Origin of the sequence: Brevibacterium sp. FME17 (assembly GCF_014897515.1) — a bacterium.
Lineage (GTDB): Bacteria > Actinomycetota > Actinomycetes > Actinomycetales > Brevibacteriaceae > Brevibacterium.
Map to the genome: position 1 here is coordinate 134,128 of NZ_JABUYD010000005.1, position 15,898 is coordinate 150,025.

The window sequence follows — 15,898 nt, forward strand, 5'->3', positions numbered from 1 at the left end:
GCGAATCGGTTCATTCCGATTGACGCCTGACACTGTGGTAGTGGGCGAGCAATGCGAGTTGAGTTCGATTAACACAGTCGAATTTCGACATCAGGCGTGAGACATGGCCTTTGATCGTTGCTTCGCTGAGATAGAGATAGGCGCCGATCTCAGCGTTGCTGCACCCGTCTGCCACTTGTGCCAGCACCTCCTTCTCACGGTCGGTGAGATCACCGTCATCGGGCTGTGGCGTCGTTGGCCGCTCTGGCTGGAGCTGTGATTGAACGAGTCTTTCCAGGCTTTCCGGTGAGAGCACAGCACCACCGGCAGCGATGACACGAATTGTCTGCACTAGTTGATCGGTCGGGGTGGTTTTGAGGAGGTAGCCGGAAGCTCCGGCGCGGAGCGCAGCGAGAACCTGAGCGTCACTGTTGAACGTGGTCATAACGAGCACTCGTGGCGGTGTCGGCATTCTGACGATCTCGGCAGTGGCGGCGACTCCGTCCACCCCGGGCATCCGGAGGTCCATGAGCACAACATCCGGGGTCAGACGCAACGTCTCTTCGACTGCCGCCGCACCGTCCATCGCTTCCCCGACTACGTCGATGTCCTGGGCAGGAGCCACGAGCTGGTTGAGGAAGGCACGGACCATGGGGTCATCGTCGACGATGATCAGCCTTGTTCGTGGGTCGTTCGACATCTGATCATTATTCACTGGCTGGCGCCTTCCCTGGAAACCGGTTGCTGCGGAAACTGTGCCGACAAGACAAATTCACCGGTTTCGTCGCAGTCGGCGTGGAATCTCCCGCCCAGCAATTCCACGCGGCGGGCAAGCGCGGACAGGCCGTTTCCCGACCCCGTCGTTGCAAGGCTGCTGCCGGTTGCCACCTCATTGCGCATCTCGAACCGAACAGAATCGTGTCCCACCACCAACGTGACGAATGCCCGAGTACCGGGTGCGTGCTTGTGCAGATTGGTCAGCCCCTCCTGAGTCAACCGTACAAGCGTTCGCGCGACGACTTCGGTAACGGTGGTCGAGTGAGCATCGGTCGCCAGCTCAATGCTTGGAGCCACATGCCGACTCTTTTCGACAAGCTCTCGGATCGCCTCAGTGGGAATCTCGACCTGTTTCGAAGGAGTGTCGCGCTGTTCTCCGGAACCATCAGAAGTTGCCGGTGTCTGCCTCAGAACACCAACGAACTCTCTCAGCTCTTCGAGGGCACTGCGTCCGGTGTCGCCCATTGTCGCGGCAATGCCGCGGAGGTCGGTGTCAGGAGCCGTCGCTGCGATGACATTCGCCTGCATGACCAACAGCGTGACATGGTGCGTGACCGTATCGTGGAGCTCCTCAGCGAGCTTCTCACGTTCGGCCCGTCTGATTTTCTCGTCTGCCAGCTCTCGTTCCTGCCGCGCTCTGTGCAATTGATCATGCTGAGCCCGCCTGAGAGGCAGCACAAGACTGACGCATGCTCCGGCGAGTATGGGCGCCGAGGCGGCGAGTACGGTGATGATCACGGGAGCGCCGTCGATTGTCATACTCACGGACGCACTGATGACCCAGCAGGTCAGCCCGGCAGCTCCGGTGACGAACTGTGCTGGTCGGGACGCAAATCTGACGAGGTTGGCGCTGACGATGGCTGTGGACACCGGCATCCACAGCAGAGCTCCCTGTGAATACAGCTCTCGCCACTCCGGCCCAAGTGCGAGCAGGAGTGTTCCGACGATGAAAGGGACCGTTCCAGCAGCTGCCGGTAGTCGGTCGCTGAAACCGATCAGAACCGCGCCCAGCATCTGCAGCACGAATCCCGCCACGAGGGCGTCAGTGTTCCCGCCCGGCAGCACCAGTGTCCCAAACAGCGTGTCGGCTACTGCCAGAACAGACAGTATCCCGAAGGGAATCCGCTCTTTCATACATCCCCCAAACCAGCAGATGGAATGCTCTGCCCGATAGTTCCCCATCAAACCACGGTTGGGCATCTGAGACATCACTTCGGCGAGGAACACCGAGGCGATGCGACGAATGATGGCGCTGCTCCCCTACCAAAGTAGGTTCTCCCGGCCGACGTCCTACTTTCGACTTCGGCAAATCCAACCGTAAAGCGCTGGTGTCAGCCGTTCGCACGCGATTTGATGGATGACGAACCCACGAAACATGTCCTCACACCGAGCTGGATCGGAGACAGTATGTCCATTGAAGTTGCCGCCCTGGTGAAGACATACGGGGAGGTTCGGGCAGTCGACAACCTGACTTTCACGGCGCCTTCCGGAAAGGTCACGGGCTTCCTCGGTCCCAACGGTGCCGGAAAATCCACCACCATGCGAATGATCATCGGCCTGGATCATCCGACATCCGGCTGCGCGACTATAGGCGGACGTCCGTTTTCTGATTTCACCAATCCGGTGCGTGAAGTGGGTGTCCTTCTTGATGCTGCGAGCGCGCCCTCGCGTATGAGCGCCCGGACTCACCTTCGCTGGATCGCCCAGGCGGCGCGGATTCCACGAGACCGGGCCGATGAAGTCATGGAGTTGGTGGGACTGGGTTCCGCAGCGAGCAGACGTATCGGTTCATTTTCTCTGGGCATGCGACAGAGGCTGGGGATAGCCGTGGCCATCCTCGGAGACCCGGGGACCATTCTGCTTGACGAACCGGTCAACGGTTTGGACCCGGAAGGGATTCGCTGGGTACGCGATCTGATGCGGAGCATGGCAGACGAAGGACGAACTGTGCTCATCTCGAGCCATCTGATGTCGGAGACGCAGCAGGTAGCTGATCGTGTGGTCGTCATCGCGCGGGGACGTCTCCTCAGGGACATGCCTACCAAAGAACTGATGAGCAACGTGCCAGGCGATGACACACGTGTTCGCTGCAACGATCCGGGCGCGCTGAGTCGAGCGCTCGAACGTCACGGTGCTCGTGTCAGACGAGAGGACTCAGCAGCAGTGGATCTCTTCGTTCGCGGTGTCACACCCGAGACGATCGGCGAAATCGCACTGCAGAGCCACGTCGTCATCCACCTTCTCACGCCGGTCGCAGCTGACCTGGAGGACGTCTTCATGCAGTTGACGTCAGCAGAGAACCTGCAGACAGGAAGGACTGCCGAATGATTGCGACTGCGCTCAATGTCCATGCAGACGCTCCGCCACGGATCACTGCGACCATAAGATCCGAATGGACGAAGCTGTGGGCCGTTCCCTCCACTCCCGTCCTCATCGTCATCACAGGCGTTCTCACGATGGGGTTCACGGCGCTGATCACGGTATTCGGTGGCGACGCTGCAATCGCTGCCCCACATGGCGAAAGCCAGTATCAGACGATCTTCTATGGAAGCGCCTTGGGGGTGTTCGCCTACGCGTTCCTGACGGCCGGATTCATGGGGTCTGAGTACCGAAGCGGGATGATCGCCTACACCTTGACCGCGACAAGCAGCCGGACGAAAGTGCTGCTGTCCAAGCTGATCATCGTAGCCGTACTGGGCTACGCGGCCGGACTGATGATCTCACTGGGCAATCTGGCCGTCACACAAGGCGGCCTGACGGCAGCAGGGCTTCCTCTGCTGGATCCGATGGCACCATCACTTGTCCGAGCCATAGTGGTGTTCACTGGAGCGGGGATGATGGTGCAGGGGCTTTTGGCCTGCATGCTGGCTGTTCTCTTCCGCAACGCCACGGCCGCAGTCATCTCCCTCGTGCTCGTGAACACACTGCCAGTCGTGGCAGCACAGTTCTTGGGAGAGTCCTATGCCATGAGCATTCCACGCCTGCTGCCGGGATCCCTTCTAGAGAGCCTCGCCGGCCTCTCTGTCCCTGGATCGGCCGGCTATCTGCCCTGGGGATGGGCAATGATCGGCCTCATCACCTGGCTGTCCGCCATTTTCAGCGTCTCACTCATCGTCATGCGCAAGCGCGACGCTTAAGGGACCCAAGGCACTGCTACTCGGGAAAGGAAGATATGAGTCTCAAACTGACAAGCGCACACTTCACCACCATCGGAGAACCGGAAGATGTTCTGCACACCGTCAGGAACGCACTTCAATCAGTCGGATATTCGTGGAAGGCAACCGGTTCGGTCTCGGCGACCGCCAGCAAAGCCGATGCTTCCAGCGCTGGAGAGCAGCCCCGCGGATCGGCGAAAACTCAGATCGAAATCGTTCTTGACGGGCCGATTCTCAGAACCAGACGCATCTCTCGAGGCAACCACAAAGGATTTGTCGGTGTGGTCCAAGTCCAGCAGGACCACCGTCGTGCGGCCAAAGCCGTAGAAAGGGCACTGTTGGAGGCTGGGCTTCTCAGCGACTGATCTTGGCACCTCCGCACCTGCCTTGCCTGCATCGTCCATACCGCTGTCTCGGCGCTTCCTTTCTGCTCTCAGCGGCCGTTGCCATCGTCGGCTATCTCCGTGTGGAAGCCTGCCGGGAATGACTCGCGCTCATGTGCTCATTGAGCACACCGTAGTCGAGCGCGCTGCTCAGTGCGGAATAGCTGCCGCATGAGACAAGCTCTGCTGTGGAGTCCTTCACGACCGCATATGCGGCCTGAGCGACACTGGAGCCAAGACTGATTCTCGCCGCACCGCATTCCCCCAACTCTCTGACGCTGAGGCTTCCCGGGCCGGCCATGACATTGACTGGGGCAGTGATTCCAGCTGTAAGAGCGGATACAGTCTCTGCAGACACAGCACCAGGAACGAAAATCCCGTCCGCGCCGGCGTCAAGGTAGCGCTCTGCGCGAGCGATCGCTTCCGAGATCTGCTCGGGCTCTGTCCCGAGTCCCGTCAGAAGAACATCTGTTCGCGCATTGATGAACAGCTTCGTCCCAGCGGCGTCGGCGGCCTTTCGTGCAGAATCGATCCGCGCAGCAAGGGCGTCGGGTGTCCGGAATCCGTCTTCGATGTTGACACCGACGACCCCGGCATCGAGTAGCGCCTTCACCGTCTCACCGACATCGTGTCGAGCCTCGGCATATCCACCTTCTATATCCGCGCTCACGGGTACTCGAACTGCCTCGGCAATGGCGAAGACAGCAGACAGTGCCGCAGATCGGTCAAGCTGGTTTCCATCCGGGACACCCGCAGACCAGGATATGCCGGCGCTTGTCGTCGCTATAGCCTGGATGCCTGCTGCTTCGGCGAGCAAGGCCGATCCGACATCCCATACATTGCTGAGGAGGAGAGGGTGCTCTCCGTGATGCAGAGCGTGGAAATGGTTCGTCTTCTCTGAGTGATTCGGTTTCATGCCTTCAGTCAAACAAGACTCGATGCTCATGTCTGGCGGATTTCGGACGTCACCGTTCCTCTCGGGGCCTATGCGGTGCCAACGCTTCGCAACTCTAGGAGGTCAGTCTCGACGAGCCCTGACTCGAGGGATTCGGCGACCCTAAATACGGACTTCGAGAGTCCCCGAAGAGTCCAGCGCAGTCCCGTGCGCACGACCATCGGGCCCACAGCCAGACGAAACCGATAAGCCGCGCCCGTTCGGCCCATCGCCACGTCATGACCGCGAACGTCCAGGCGCAGGATCGACGTTCCGACTCTGCCCAGTTCTCGCCGTTGGGCATTCGAGAAGACCGAAAGTCAGTCGAAAATACATACTTCGGTCGCAAACTTCGAAGCCTGAGGACGATTCGGAAGAGCCAATGACATTCTTAGGCTCGATGTCATGAACACATCAGTCATCAAATCCACCGAATACATCGCGGCTCTCCGCACTGAACTCATTGGTGCAGGGCCGGCAAAGCGTGCAGTCGCGCTGCTCAACCAGCGGACCCTCTTCCCCCATCGCGGGAAGGCGACCTTGACTTCAGGTCAATTGGAGCTGGCAGGCTGGGATGACAGAGGCGCAATCGCGATCAGCCCAACCTCGGTTCGTCGAGTCACCCGACAGTTCGACAGTCATTACGGTGCCTTCGTCGGCGGTGCCTCAGCCAAATGGGGAGCTCCCATCATCATCGAGCTCAAAGACGGGACCGCACTCTACGTTCTGTTCGACCATCGCGCGTTCCTCGAAAAGACGGACAACCCAGCGTGGGAGGACGCACTGCTGGGGTGGCTGTCGTGATTGAAGCCCACCATCTCACCAAGCGCTATGGCACGGCGACTGTGGTCGATGACCTCTCGTTCACGGTTCGGAGTGGGTCCATCACCGGGTTTCTCGGACCGAACGGTGCCGGAAAGTCGACCACTATGCGATTGATCTTAGGACTCGACCGTCCCAGTGAGGGCGTCGCCCTCATCGACGGCGAACGATTCCACAGTCTCCCTACGCCTGCTCGAACTGTCGGTGTCATGCTTGAGTCGGGTAGTCGGCAACCTCGTCTTTCCGCCCGCGCTCATCTGTCCTGGCAAGCCAAAGCAGCACGTCTCCCATCGTCACGAGTCGACGAGGTGCTCGAACTGACCGGACTCGCCGAGGCAGCGCGGAAGGAACTTCGCGATCTTTCACTGGGAATGCGCCAACGCCTCGGGATCGCGTCGGCGCTCCTGGGCGACCCCACACATCTGATTATGGATGAGCCGATCAATGGACTCGACCCTCAAGGCGTGCTGTGGGCCCGGTCGCTGTTCCAAGAGCTGGCAGCACAGGGGCGCACGGTGTTCATCTCCAGCCATCTTCTGTCCGAGATGGAAGCAGTCGCTGATCGAATCATCGTCATCGGCCAGGGGCGTTTGATCGTTGACTCCACGATGGACGATCTTCAGCATCAGGCTCGATCCAGTCACACCATCGCTGTATCTCCACAAGCTCTCGAACTCACACAAATTCTTGAGAAGGACGGTGCAAGGGTGGACGTGGCCGCAGACGACGAGAACAGAAGAACCCTGAATATCCAAAATCGTACGGCATCTCAGGTCGGAGAGATTGCCGCGAAGAACGGTCTCTCTCTTCATCGACTTGTCCAAGAGAAGTCAACGTTGGAACAGGCATTCATGCATCTGACGGCGGGAGCCCTCGAATATCAAGGCACAGGCCACAAGCCGCCGAGAGCACCCGTTGCCTCGACTGATAAGGATGGAGGCATCAAATGACCAGTTCTATCGAAGACAAGAAGAGGGGACTCCGCCCCCGATTGCTCGACTGCCTGACGAGCGAAATGGTCAAGGCTCTGAGCACCAAGTCGACGAGTGTCACTCTCGCGATCTCAATCGGAGTCTCCTTGTCCGTCACCGCGCTCATCAGTGTGTTCAATGACGGCAGCGCAGATCCGCTGTCGCTCAGCTTGATCGGCCCTTTCCTCGGGACATGGCCTTTGGTCGTCCTGGCTGTCAGCATCGTGGCAACAGAGTATTCGACCGACATGATCCAGCAGTCCCTTGTCGTGACGCCCCGACGCGGTCGACTCATCGCTTCGAAATTATTCCTTGTGACAGGTATCAGCCTGTTGGGAGGTCTGATTCTCGCTTTCCTGTGCCTTGCGTTGAGTCAGCTGATCCTCGCGGGGAGCGATAAGCCGAGCATAGGATTGGGTGATATTGAGACATTTCGAGCTGTCACCGTGACCGGTGCATTCGCCGTTGTCTACCCGTTGATCGCTGCGTGCCTCGCCTTCGTCACACGCAATGCAGCGGGTGCCGTCCTGCTCACTCTGTTGATCGCGTTTTTCCCAATGGTGATGGCCGAACTCGGGTCATCATGGTGGGCCGAGACCGCGGTGCGGTTCGCACCAGGTGGCCCCATGGAAAGTCTCACTGGCCAAGCACAGCCAGGAACCGTTGGATATATGGAGACCGGGCCAGCCGCACTGATCACAATTGCATGGCTCGTGGTGTTCGCCATTGCGGCATTCATCAGTCACATACGCCAAGACTCCTGAGCAGGGCCCCCTCTCCCCATGGAAGCGGATACAGGTCGCAATTCCGGGTGGCACACGGCAAGCTGGTATGACCGGCGCGGAGATCCGCGTCGGAAATTCCTACGTAGGGTCGACAAATGAGAGACATCATCGTCGTTGATTCTCATCGAGTCTCACACGAACGCTGGTTCGATGCCGGTGCGATGGCGGTTGCCGCCGTTATGGTCGCCGTGTGGGTGATCGACTCCAAACCCGAGCCGAGTTATGCTGGACCGTTCTTCTACATCGTGAGCTATACGATCGGACTCCTCAGCATCATTGCTCAGGCGTGGCGCCGCAAGTATTCCTGCATTCTGGCGGGCACTCTCATTGTCGGTTCAATCTTTCTGCCGGTGCTGTCCGGGCCCAGCCTTGTCGCTCTGTTCTCTGTTGCACGCCATCGGCCGTTGAAACCTACTATGTGGGTGACTGTGCTTGCCTTGGTCAGTGCTCCATTGCAGATTCTCGTGGGATCACCGCTCGCAGACAATGATTTCTGGAGAGGAGCCATACCGCTTCACCTAGGATGTCTTCTCGTCGTCGGGTGGGGCATGGCGATGCGCTCCCGCAGAGAGGTAGTACGCTCGCTCCAGGAACGTGCGGAAGGCTTGGCTCGGGAGCGAGATCTCGTGGCTGATTGGGCCCGACGTGTTGAGCGGGAGGAGATCGCCCGCGATATGCATGACTCGCTGGCTCACCGTCTGTCCCTCATCAGCATGAGTGCCGGGGCTTTGCATTATCGACAAGAGGAGATCCCCTCCGACTTGGCAGACCTTGCAGCGACGTTGCAGAAGAATTCCACCAGTGCCCTGGCAGAGCTGCGGTCTGTCGTAGGTGGAATTCGTTTAGGAAGAGCCGACGAATGCGCTTCTGCTATAGATCCTGGACAATTCAGCGTCGCGGATCTCATCGCGGATTCGCGCGCATCAGGGCAAGACGTCAAAGCTGAAATCTCGCTGGCTCCAGACCTTCCCCCGAGCATTGCACGCATCTCCTACCGAACGGTTCAGGAGCTTCTGACCAATGCACGCAAACACAGTCCCGATCATTCCGTCACCCTCGCCATGACGGGAAACCCTGAGTCAGGGCTTTCGATTCTGTCGACGAATGGACTGGAGAGCGGGACTGATGGGAACCCATTGGGAGGATTCGGTCTGCTGGGAATGGCAGAGCGCGTCAAAGTTCATGGCGGTCGGCTGTCCGCGGGTCGTACGGTTGCCGGTCGGTTTGAAGTAGAAGTCTGGCTCCCTTGGAAGGAGGACTGATGGAGCGTCCAGGAACTCCGATCACCGTAGCTGTCGTTGATGACGACCCCTACGTGCGATCGGCTTTGACTGCTGTCCTGTCTGCGACAGACGGATTGTCTCTGGTGGGCTGTTTCAGCGATGGGCTGGAGGTCGTCGAATTCGGTCCCAGGGATGTCGACGTGGTTCTCATGGATATTCGAATGCCTCAGATGAACGGTATCCGAGCTACCGAGGAGCTCAAACGACACACCGAGTCACCAGCGGTCATCATGCTCACAACCTTTCATCTCGATGAGGAGGTCACTGAAGCTCTTCGCGTTGGAGCGACCGGTTATCTGATGAAGGACACGGCGCCCACCGAGCTGGTGGAAGCCATTCGCAAAGTCGCACGCGGACAGACGATTCTCTCGTCGTCTGTGACTCGGCAGCTGATCGATCTGGTGCGTTTCAATGCTGATCGGCGGCAAGTCGCTCGGCAGCGGCTTGAGACGTTGACGCCACGAGAGTTGGAAGTCGCCGTCGCGATCAGCACCGGACAAGCCAATTCTGAAATCTCTCGGGAACTGTACATCTCCGTCCCTACTGTCAAAGCCCAAGTCAGCAGCATCTTCACCAAGCTTGGTGTGACCAGCCGATTGCAGATAGCGCTCATCGTACGCGACGCTCAGGCAACGCAATGAGGAATTACTCGTGCGGATCCTCGAATCGCGTGGCCGACATACCTGCGGTTGGTCTTGAAAATCCTGAACAGTACCTGACTTCCGCCTTACAGGGGGATGGGTTCTTTCTGCTTCGAGCGGCAGACACGCTATCGTGGCGTCGTGCCCACACGAGATCACCGCCTAGACCGCGCCAAAGGCATCCTCATCTTCGCTGTCGTGCTCGGCCACCTGCTGGCCAGGACGCACCCATGGGAAGATGGCGTTCTCAGCGCGCCGATGTACCTCATCTATTCGTTCCACATGCCGGCATTCGTGTTCCTGGCCGGGATCACAGCGAAGTCGACGCGACTTCCCGAACGAGTACTGACCTTCTTCGTACTGCTGTTCACTGTACTGCCCCTGATGTGGGGGTTCATGTGGTTCGTCGGTCTCGAACCTGACTACAGCTTCCTGACACCGTTCTGGTACACATGGTTCCTGCTGTCGATGGCGTACTGGATGATCACCGTGCCGTTCATCGAGCGTTTCCCACGGACCGTTCTGGTCACCTCGGTGGTGGTGGGGCTCTTCGGCGGCATCCTGCCGATCCTCGATACGGAGCTCTCAGCATCGCGGTCCATGATCTTCTGGCCCTTCTTCGTCGTCGGCAAGCTCTACGGCAAACAGATCCTCAACTGGGCGGGCAGTCTGCGCACCTGGCAGAAGCTGTTCTTCACCGCGGCGGCCCTTGGCTCTGTGGGCTACTTCTACCTCGACCAGGTCGACTACCACTGGTTCTACGGCAGCCTCAACTTCGCACATTTCAATGTCAGCGTCCCCGAAGGCGTCGGCCTCCGGCTCATCATCAACATCGGGTCCGTGCTTATGACGCTGATGCTGCTCATGTGGGTCGGTGAAAAGGACAACATCATCGCCAAGATCGGCCGGCACAGCCTCGCGATCTACGTCATCCACGGGTTCGTGGTCCGTGGTCTCCAGCCGGTTCTAGACGACAGCCAGGATGCGCTCAGCACCCCCATCGTCCTCGCGATCTGCCTGGCCTTGGCCCTGCTCACCACCTTCCTGCTGTCATGGTCACCCATCGAACGAGCGCTGCGCTGGTATTCATCGACTGTCACCAAGCTGCTGCTCATGCCGTTCGCGCAATTGGGTTCGCAGCCCGGCAAGCATTCGGACAAGGCTTCGTCGTAGGGCTCTGTCCCAGGCCCCTTTCCCAGGGCCTTGTCCCAGCGATTCGCGACCGCTGTGTAAGCGATTCTCAACCGCTGCATAGCGCCATGAGGCGTCTGATTCGCTGAGAATGACTCCGAGTGTCATATGACTCTTTTATGTCATTGTGACGTCGGCAACTCCTTCCGAGATGGTTGGATGCGGAGAGTTCGGGTTCTCAGCCTGAGCGAGTTCAATCGCCTGTCCTCTACCTTCCATACGGAGAGCACTCATGACCAGCAACGCTCTGACCCAACGCCTCGACGCCGGACCTGTCATCTGCGCCGAAGGATTCCTGTTCGAACTCGAGAAGCGCGGCTACCTGTCCGCTGGAGAATTCGTGCCCGAGGTCGCGCTCGAATTCCCTGACGCCCTGCGATCCCTGCACGTGGATTTCCAGCGCGCAGGCTCGGACATCGTCGAGGCCTTCACCTACAACGGCCATCGCGAGAAGATGCGGGTCATCGGCAAGGAAGATCTCCTCGAACCTCTCAACCGCTCGGCCCTGCAGATCGCCCGCAGCGTTGCCGACGCCAAGCCCGGCAACTTCATGGCCGGGAACATCTCGAACTCCAACATCTGGGACCCAGAAAGCCCTGAGCGTCAGTCCGAGGTCCGTGCCATGTTCACCGAAATGGTCGGTTGGGCTGTCGACGAAGGTGCTGACCTCATCATCGGTGAGACCTTCTACTTCGCAGGTGAGGCCATCGCCGCAGCCGAGATCGCCAAGGCCAGCGGCCTGCCCGTCGTCCTCACGCTGGCTCCCATGGCCTTCCAGGAGATGGCCGATGGCGTCGGCATTGTGGAGACTGCGCAGAAGCTCGAACAGCTGGGCGTCGACGTCGTCGGCCTCAACTGCTTCCGCGGACCTGCGACGATGCTGCCGTGGCTGAAGGAGATCCGCGCGGCGGTGTCCTGTCACGTCGGTGCCCTGCCCATCCCCTACCGCACGACGCAGGAAGAGCCCACATTCTTCAACCTCTCCGACCCCCGCGCCGAGGTGCCTTCCCCGCACAATCGCACCTTCCCCACCGCTCTCGATCCGCTACAGACGAACCGCTACGAGATCGGCGCGTTCGCGAAGGAAGCCTATGGCCTGGGCGTCAACTACATCGGCGTGTGCTGCGGGGCTACCCCGATGCACATCCGTGAAGTCGCCGAGGCGGTCGGGCTGACCACCGACGCCAGCCGGTTCTCGGAGAACATGAAGAACCACTTCATGTACGGCGACAACGAACGCCTCGCCGACAACGTCGTCGCCCTCGGCTCCACCGCCTGAGGCCAACAGTCAGCAGCACCGCGCGCCAGCAGCACCGCGCGCCCGTCGGCAGCGCGCCCCGCACCGGCAGCATCAAAGGTCTCCTGCCCAACGGGACGTTTCTGTGCTGAGAGCGTGCAGTGGAACTGCGGGTAGGAATGGTGGCCACGGGTAGGAACAATCGATTCCCCGCTGCGGTGGCCATCACGCACTGAGAGCGCCAAAGCTTCCCGTTGCACAGGGAGGTTTTGGCGCTCTCAGTGTGAGGCGAGGCTCTCGCAGCAGAACCCTGCGGGGTCAGCCCTGAGGCGTCACGCCGATCGAATCGAGTGCGGCTTCGAGGCGGGAGATGGTGCCGTCGATGTCGCCGAGTTTGTCGAGTCCGAAGAGTCCGATCCTGAAGGTCGAGAAGTCTTCCGGCTCATCACACTGCAGGGGCACGCCGGCCGCGATCTGGACGCCGGCTTCCTTGAAGCTCGCGCCGGTGGCCAGCTTCGGGTTATCCGTGTGGACGACGACCACGCTGGGCGAGGCGAACTCGGGTGCCGCGACCGAGGGCAGTCCACGATCGGCGAAGACCGTGCGGACCCGGTCACCGAGTTCGAACTGGGCGGCGGCGAGCTTGTCGAAGCCGCGTTCCTCGGTTTCGAGCATGAGCTTGGCGTTGTGCGCCAGCGAATCGGTCGGCATCGTCGCGTGATACGGCGCCCGGCCCTCTTCGTATTCGTCGGCGATGAACAGCCACTTCTTCAGGTCCATGGCGAAGCTCGACGAGGTGGATTCCTGGACGGCGGCACGGCCAGCTTCGCTGAGCATGACGTAACCAGCACAGGGTGAACCGCTCCAGCCCTTCTGCGGCGCGCTGATGAGGACGTCGACGCCCAGGTCGGTCTGTGAGGCCCACACAGCACCCGAGGCGATGCAGTCGAGGACGAAGACCCCGCCGACATTGTGGACGGCGTCGGCGACCTGGCGGATGTAATCATCGGGCAGGAGCATCCCGGACGCGGTTTCGACGTGGGGTGCGAACACGACGGCTGGGCGTTCGGCCTCGATGGCGGCGACCACCTCGGCGATGGGAGCAGGAGACCAGGCCGACTGGTGCTCATCACTGCTCGGCGATGCCTTGAACACGGTGGTCTCGCTGGCGATGTTCCCGGCGTCGAGGATCTGTGACCAGCGGAATGAGAACAGTCCGTTGCGGACCACGAGGCACTTCCTCCCGGTCGCGAGCTGCCGGGCCACGGATTCCATGGCGTAGCTGCCGCCACCGGGGACGATGGCCACGCTGTGAGCGTCGTAGGCCTCGCGCAGGACGCGGTTGATGTCCTGCATCACGGAGACGAATCGTCCCGACATGTGGTTCAAGGATCGGTCGGTGAAGACCACCGAGTATTCGAGCAGGCCGGCGGGGTCAACATCTTCGTGTGGCAAAGTCATGTCTCCAACATTGCCACGTTCATGAGATTTGGGCCACTACCGCCCAATTGCAGAGACGTCGCCCCTCAATGCAGAGACTCAGGCCCTCATAGAGTCACTTCGCTGCGGTCACCGGACCACAGCGTGTGGAAGCTCCCGTCCCGGTCCGTGCGCCCATAGGTATGCGACCCGAAGAAGTCCCGCTGACCCTGCACCAGCGCGGCCGAGGCCCGCGAGGTACGGATGCCGTCGAAGTACGCCAGCGCCGAGGCAAGTGCTGGGATCGGAACACCGTGCACGGCGGCATCGGCGACCGTATCCCGCAAGGCCTGCTGTCCTGCGTTGAGTGAATCCTGGAAGTAGGGATCGGCCAGCAGCGAGCTCAGCGCCGGGTCCGCCTCGTAGGCTTCGGTGATTCTGTCGAGGAACCGGGCACGGATGATGCAGCCTGCCCTCCAGATCCTGGCGACCTCGCCGAGTTCGGTGTCCCAGCCGTATTCCTGTGCGCCCGCAGCGATCTCGTGGAAGCCCTGCACATAGGCCAGGATCTTTCCCGTGAACAGTGCCTGGCGCACGTTCTCGATGACCTTGTCACGATCGACGGGCGCCGAGGTGGCAGTCGAGGGGCAGTCCAACGTCGTCCCCGAGGAACGGAGGACGGAGGCCGAGGAGAGAGATCTGGCCGCGACCGCCTCGGCGATGGTGGCGACGGGGACACCCAGGTCGAGTCCGGTCTTCACGGTCCATCCCCCGGTCCCCTTGGCTCCGGCAGAATCGGCGACGATATCGACGAACGGCTGGCCCGTGGCTTCGTCGGTGTGGTCTAGGACCTCGGCGGTGATTTCGATGAGATAGGACTCCAGCTCTCCCCGATTCCATTCCCGGAAGACCTCGGCGATCTGGCACGGGGTGAGCCCGAGCCTGGTTCGCAGCAGCGCGAAGGCCTCGGCGATGAGCTGCATGTCGGCGTATTCGATGCCGTTGTGGATCATCTTGACGAAGTGACCGGCCCCATCCGCGCCCACATGGGCGATGCACTCCAGCTGGTTCGCCCGTTCGCCTCGCCCGTCGGCGGGTTCGGCATTCCCATCGTCGGGTTCGGCACGAGCGGCGATGGGTTCGAGGATCGGTCGCAGCCTCGACCATGCGGATTCGGTGCCGCCGACCATCATCGACGGGCCTTCGAGGGCACCGACCTCTCCCCCCGAGATGCCGACACCGACGAATTCGATACCGGACTCGGCGACAATCTCACCGCGGGTCATGGTGTCGGTGAACAGCGAATTTCCGCCGTCGACGATGATGTCTCCGGGTTCGAAGACCTGGACGAGATCGTTGATCGCCGAGTCCGTGGCCTTGCCCGCATTGACCATGAGGATCGCCACGCGCGGACCCGAGAGTCTGTCGGCCAGATCCGCCGGTGAGGAGGCGACGAGGAAGTCCGCCTCGGGGTGCTCAGCCGCTACGCCATGAGCTCGGTCGACGTCGCGGTCGTAGATGGCCACACGTGCGCCCGACCGGTCGGCCAGGTTCCGGGCGAGGTTTCGTGCCAGGTTCGAGCCCATCACTCCGGTGCCGATCACGCCCACTTCCGCGGTCATACCCATTCCTCTTCCTCGTGCCTGATGCTCGCGCCTGGCGGCTGCGCCTCACAGTACTGCCTGACAACACATGTCCAGGTTGACAGGTGCACCCGTCTCATTTAAATTTTTATAAATCTGATTTAATGAGTGCAGTTTAGCAATGTCATCATATTTTTACGAGAGGCCGATTGAGATGGACCTTCCCCCGCTTGTCATCATGGGGGTGTCCGGCACAGGGAAGACACTGATCGGCCGTCGCTTGGCTGCAGAACTCAAGCTCGCCTTCGTCGACGCCGATGACCTTCACAGCCCGGACAACAAGGCGAAGATGCACGCTGGGGTCCCTCTCACCGATGAGGACCGATGGCCGTGGCTGAGGAACGTGGCGAACGAGCTGAGCGCGACCCCGCCGCCCGTCGTCGCCTGTTCCGCACTGCGACGCAGCTACCGGGACTATCTGCGGGAGCAGGCCCCGGACACCTTCTTCGTCCATCTCACCGGGGACCGCGAGATCATCGTCGAACATCTCGCGCGGCGTTCGCATGAGTTCATGTCGCCGACTCTCATCGACTCGCAGCTTGAAACCCTGGAGGCCCTCACTGTCGAGGAAGCGCATTTCCTCGCTCCCATCAACCTCTCCCCCGCCGAGGTGTGCCGATACATCATGGAACGCCTCCCCTTTGCCGACTGACCCCTGCCCCGTGTCACCTGACCATT

At 60.6% G+C, this 15,898-nt stretch carries 16 protein-coding genes; 11 read left to right on the plus strand and 5 right to left on the minus strand.

The genetic code is table 11. The annotated features are described in order from the left end of the window. Positions 1 to 10 precede the first annotated feature (10 nt). Both INT40_RS06995 and INT40_RS07000 read right to left on the minus strand, forming a co-directional pair. Complete coding sequence (locus INT40_RS06995) at positions 11 to 679, minus strand: response regulator (RefSeq protein ID WP_101573089.1); 669 nt, start codon at positions 677 to 679, stop codon at positions 11 to 13. Positions 680 to 690: 11 nt separating this feature from the next. After that, positions 691 to 1,890: a sensor histidine kinase gene (locus INT40_RS07000; RefSeq protein ID WP_180958996.1), complete on the minus strand. Its 1,200-nt coding sequence runs from the start codon at positions 1,888 to 1,890 to the stop codon at positions 691 to 693. Between the two features lie 273 nt (positions 1,891 to 2,163). Between INT40_RS07000 and INT40_RS07005 the strand changes: the two genes are divergently transcribed. Genes INT40_RS07005 through INT40_RS07015 form a run of 3 tightly spaced genes read left to right on the plus strand, consistent with a single transcriptional unit; the run spans position 2,164 to position 4,276 of the window. Continuing rightward, positions 2,164 to 3,084, plus strand: a complete 921-nt coding sequence (locus tag INT40_RS07005; RefSeq protein WP_101573133.1) for an ABC transporter ATP-binding protein — start codon at positions 2,164 to 2,166, stop codon at positions 3,082 to 3,084. Further along, on the plus strand, positions 3,081 to 3,893 hold the full coding sequence (locus tag INT40_RS07010; protein ID WP_193071447.1) for a hypothetical protein: 813 nt from the start codon (positions 3,081 to 3,083) through the stop codon (positions 3,891 to 3,893). The genes INT40_RS07005 and INT40_RS07010 overlap by 4 nt, the downstream gene beginning before the upstream one ends. A 35-nt stretch (positions 3,894 to 3,928) precedes the next feature. Beyond that, on the plus strand, positions 3,929 to 4,276 hold the full coding sequence (locus tag INT40_RS07015) for a hypothetical protein (protein ID WP_101573095.1): 348 nt from the start codon (positions 3,929 to 3,931) through the stop codon (positions 4,274 to 4,276). 91 nt (positions 4,277 to 4,367) lie between these two features. Here the strand turns inward: INT40_RS07015 and INT40_RS07020 are convergent, their stop codons facing one another. Further along, positions 4,368 to 5,210: an isocitrate lyase/PEP mutase family protein gene (locus tag INT40_RS07020; protein ID WP_101573097.1), complete on the minus strand. Its 843-nt coding sequence runs from the start codon at positions 5,208 to 5,210 to the stop codon at positions 4,368 to 4,370. 423 nt (positions 5,211 to 5,633) lie between these two features. On the opposite strand from INT40_RS07020, the gene INT40_RS07025 reads away from it, so the two are divergent. The 7 genes from INT40_RS07025 (at position 5,634) to INT40_RS07055 (ending at position 12,200) form a co-directional block, all read left to right on the plus strand. Further along, the gene (locus INT40_RS07025) at positions 5,634 to 6,032 is read left to right on the plus strand and encodes a hypothetical protein (RefSeq protein WP_101573099.1); all 399 of its coding nucleotides are present in this window, start codon (positions 5,634 to 5,636) and stop codon (positions 6,030 to 6,032) included. Then, a complete protein-coding gene (locus INT40_RS07030; protein WP_257930184.1) occupies positions 6,020 to 7,000 on the plus strand; it encodes an ABC transporter ATP-binding protein in 981 nt (326 codons plus the stop codon). The genes INT40_RS07025 and INT40_RS07030 overlap by 13 nt, the downstream gene beginning before the upstream one ends. Beyond that, positions 6,997 to 7,785, plus strand: a complete 789-nt coding sequence (locus INT40_RS07035) for a hypothetical protein (protein ID WP_193071446.1) — start codon at positions 6,997 to 6,999, stop codon at positions 7,783 to 7,785. Before INT40_RS07030 ends, INT40_RS07035 begins: the two co-directional genes overlap by 4 nt. A gap of 116 nt (positions 7,786 to 7,901) precedes the next feature. Further along, positions 7,902 to 9,068, plus strand: a complete 1,167-nt coding sequence (locus INT40_RS07040; protein ID WP_193071445.1) for a sensor histidine kinase — start codon at positions 7,902 to 7,904, stop codon at positions 9,066 to 9,068. Beyond that, positions 9,068 to 9,730 (plus strand): response regulator, encoded by a 663-nt coding sequence (locus INT40_RS07045; RefSeq protein WP_101575001.1) that lies wholly within the window; start codon positions 9,068 to 9,070, stop codon positions 9,728 to 9,730. The genes INT40_RS07040 and INT40_RS07045 overlap by 1 nt, the downstream gene beginning before the upstream one ends. A gap of 141 nt (positions 9,731 to 9,871) precedes the next feature. Next, complete coding sequence (locus tag INT40_RS07050; RefSeq protein WP_101575006.1) at positions 9,872 to 10,903, plus strand: acyltransferase family protein; 1,032 nt, start codon at positions 9,872 to 9,874, stop codon at positions 10,901 to 10,903. 250 nt (positions 10,904 to 11,153) lie between these two features. Continuing rightward, positions 11,154 to 12,200 carry a homocysteine S-methyltransferase family protein gene (locus INT40_RS07055; RefSeq protein WP_193071444.1) on the plus strand — a complete coding sequence of 349 codons (1,047 nt, stop codon included), beginning with the start codon at positions 11,154 to 11,156 and terminating at the stop codon, positions 12,198 to 12,200. 276 nt (positions 12,201 to 12,476) lie between these two features. Here the strand turns inward: INT40_RS07055 and INT40_RS07060 are convergent, their stop codons facing one another. Together INT40_RS07060 and gndA are read right to left on the minus strand one after the other, a co-directional pair. Further along, positions 12,477 to 13,619 carry an alanine--glyoxylate aminotransferase family protein gene (locus INT40_RS07060; RefSeq protein ID WP_193071443.1) on the minus strand — a complete coding sequence of 381 codons (1,143 nt, stop codon included), beginning with the start codon at positions 13,617 to 13,619 and terminating at the stop codon, positions 12,477 to 12,479. Between the two features lie 86 nt (positions 13,620 to 13,705). Beyond that, complete coding sequence (gene gndA, locus INT40_RS07065) at positions 13,706 to 15,199, minus strand: NADP-dependent phosphogluconate dehydrogenase (protein WP_193095798.1); 1,494 nt, start codon at positions 15,197 to 15,199, stop codon at positions 13,706 to 13,708. Between the two features lie 175 nt (positions 15,200 to 15,374). Here gndA and INT40_RS07070 point away from each other — a divergent pair, with 175 nt between their 5' ends. Beyond that, positions 15,375 to 15,872: a gluconokinase gene (locus INT40_RS07070; RefSeq protein ID WP_193071509.1), complete on the plus strand. Its 498-nt coding sequence runs from the start codon at positions 15,375 to 15,377 to the stop codon at positions 15,870 to 15,872. The last annotated feature ends 26 nt before the right edge of the window (positions 15,873 to 15,898 follow it).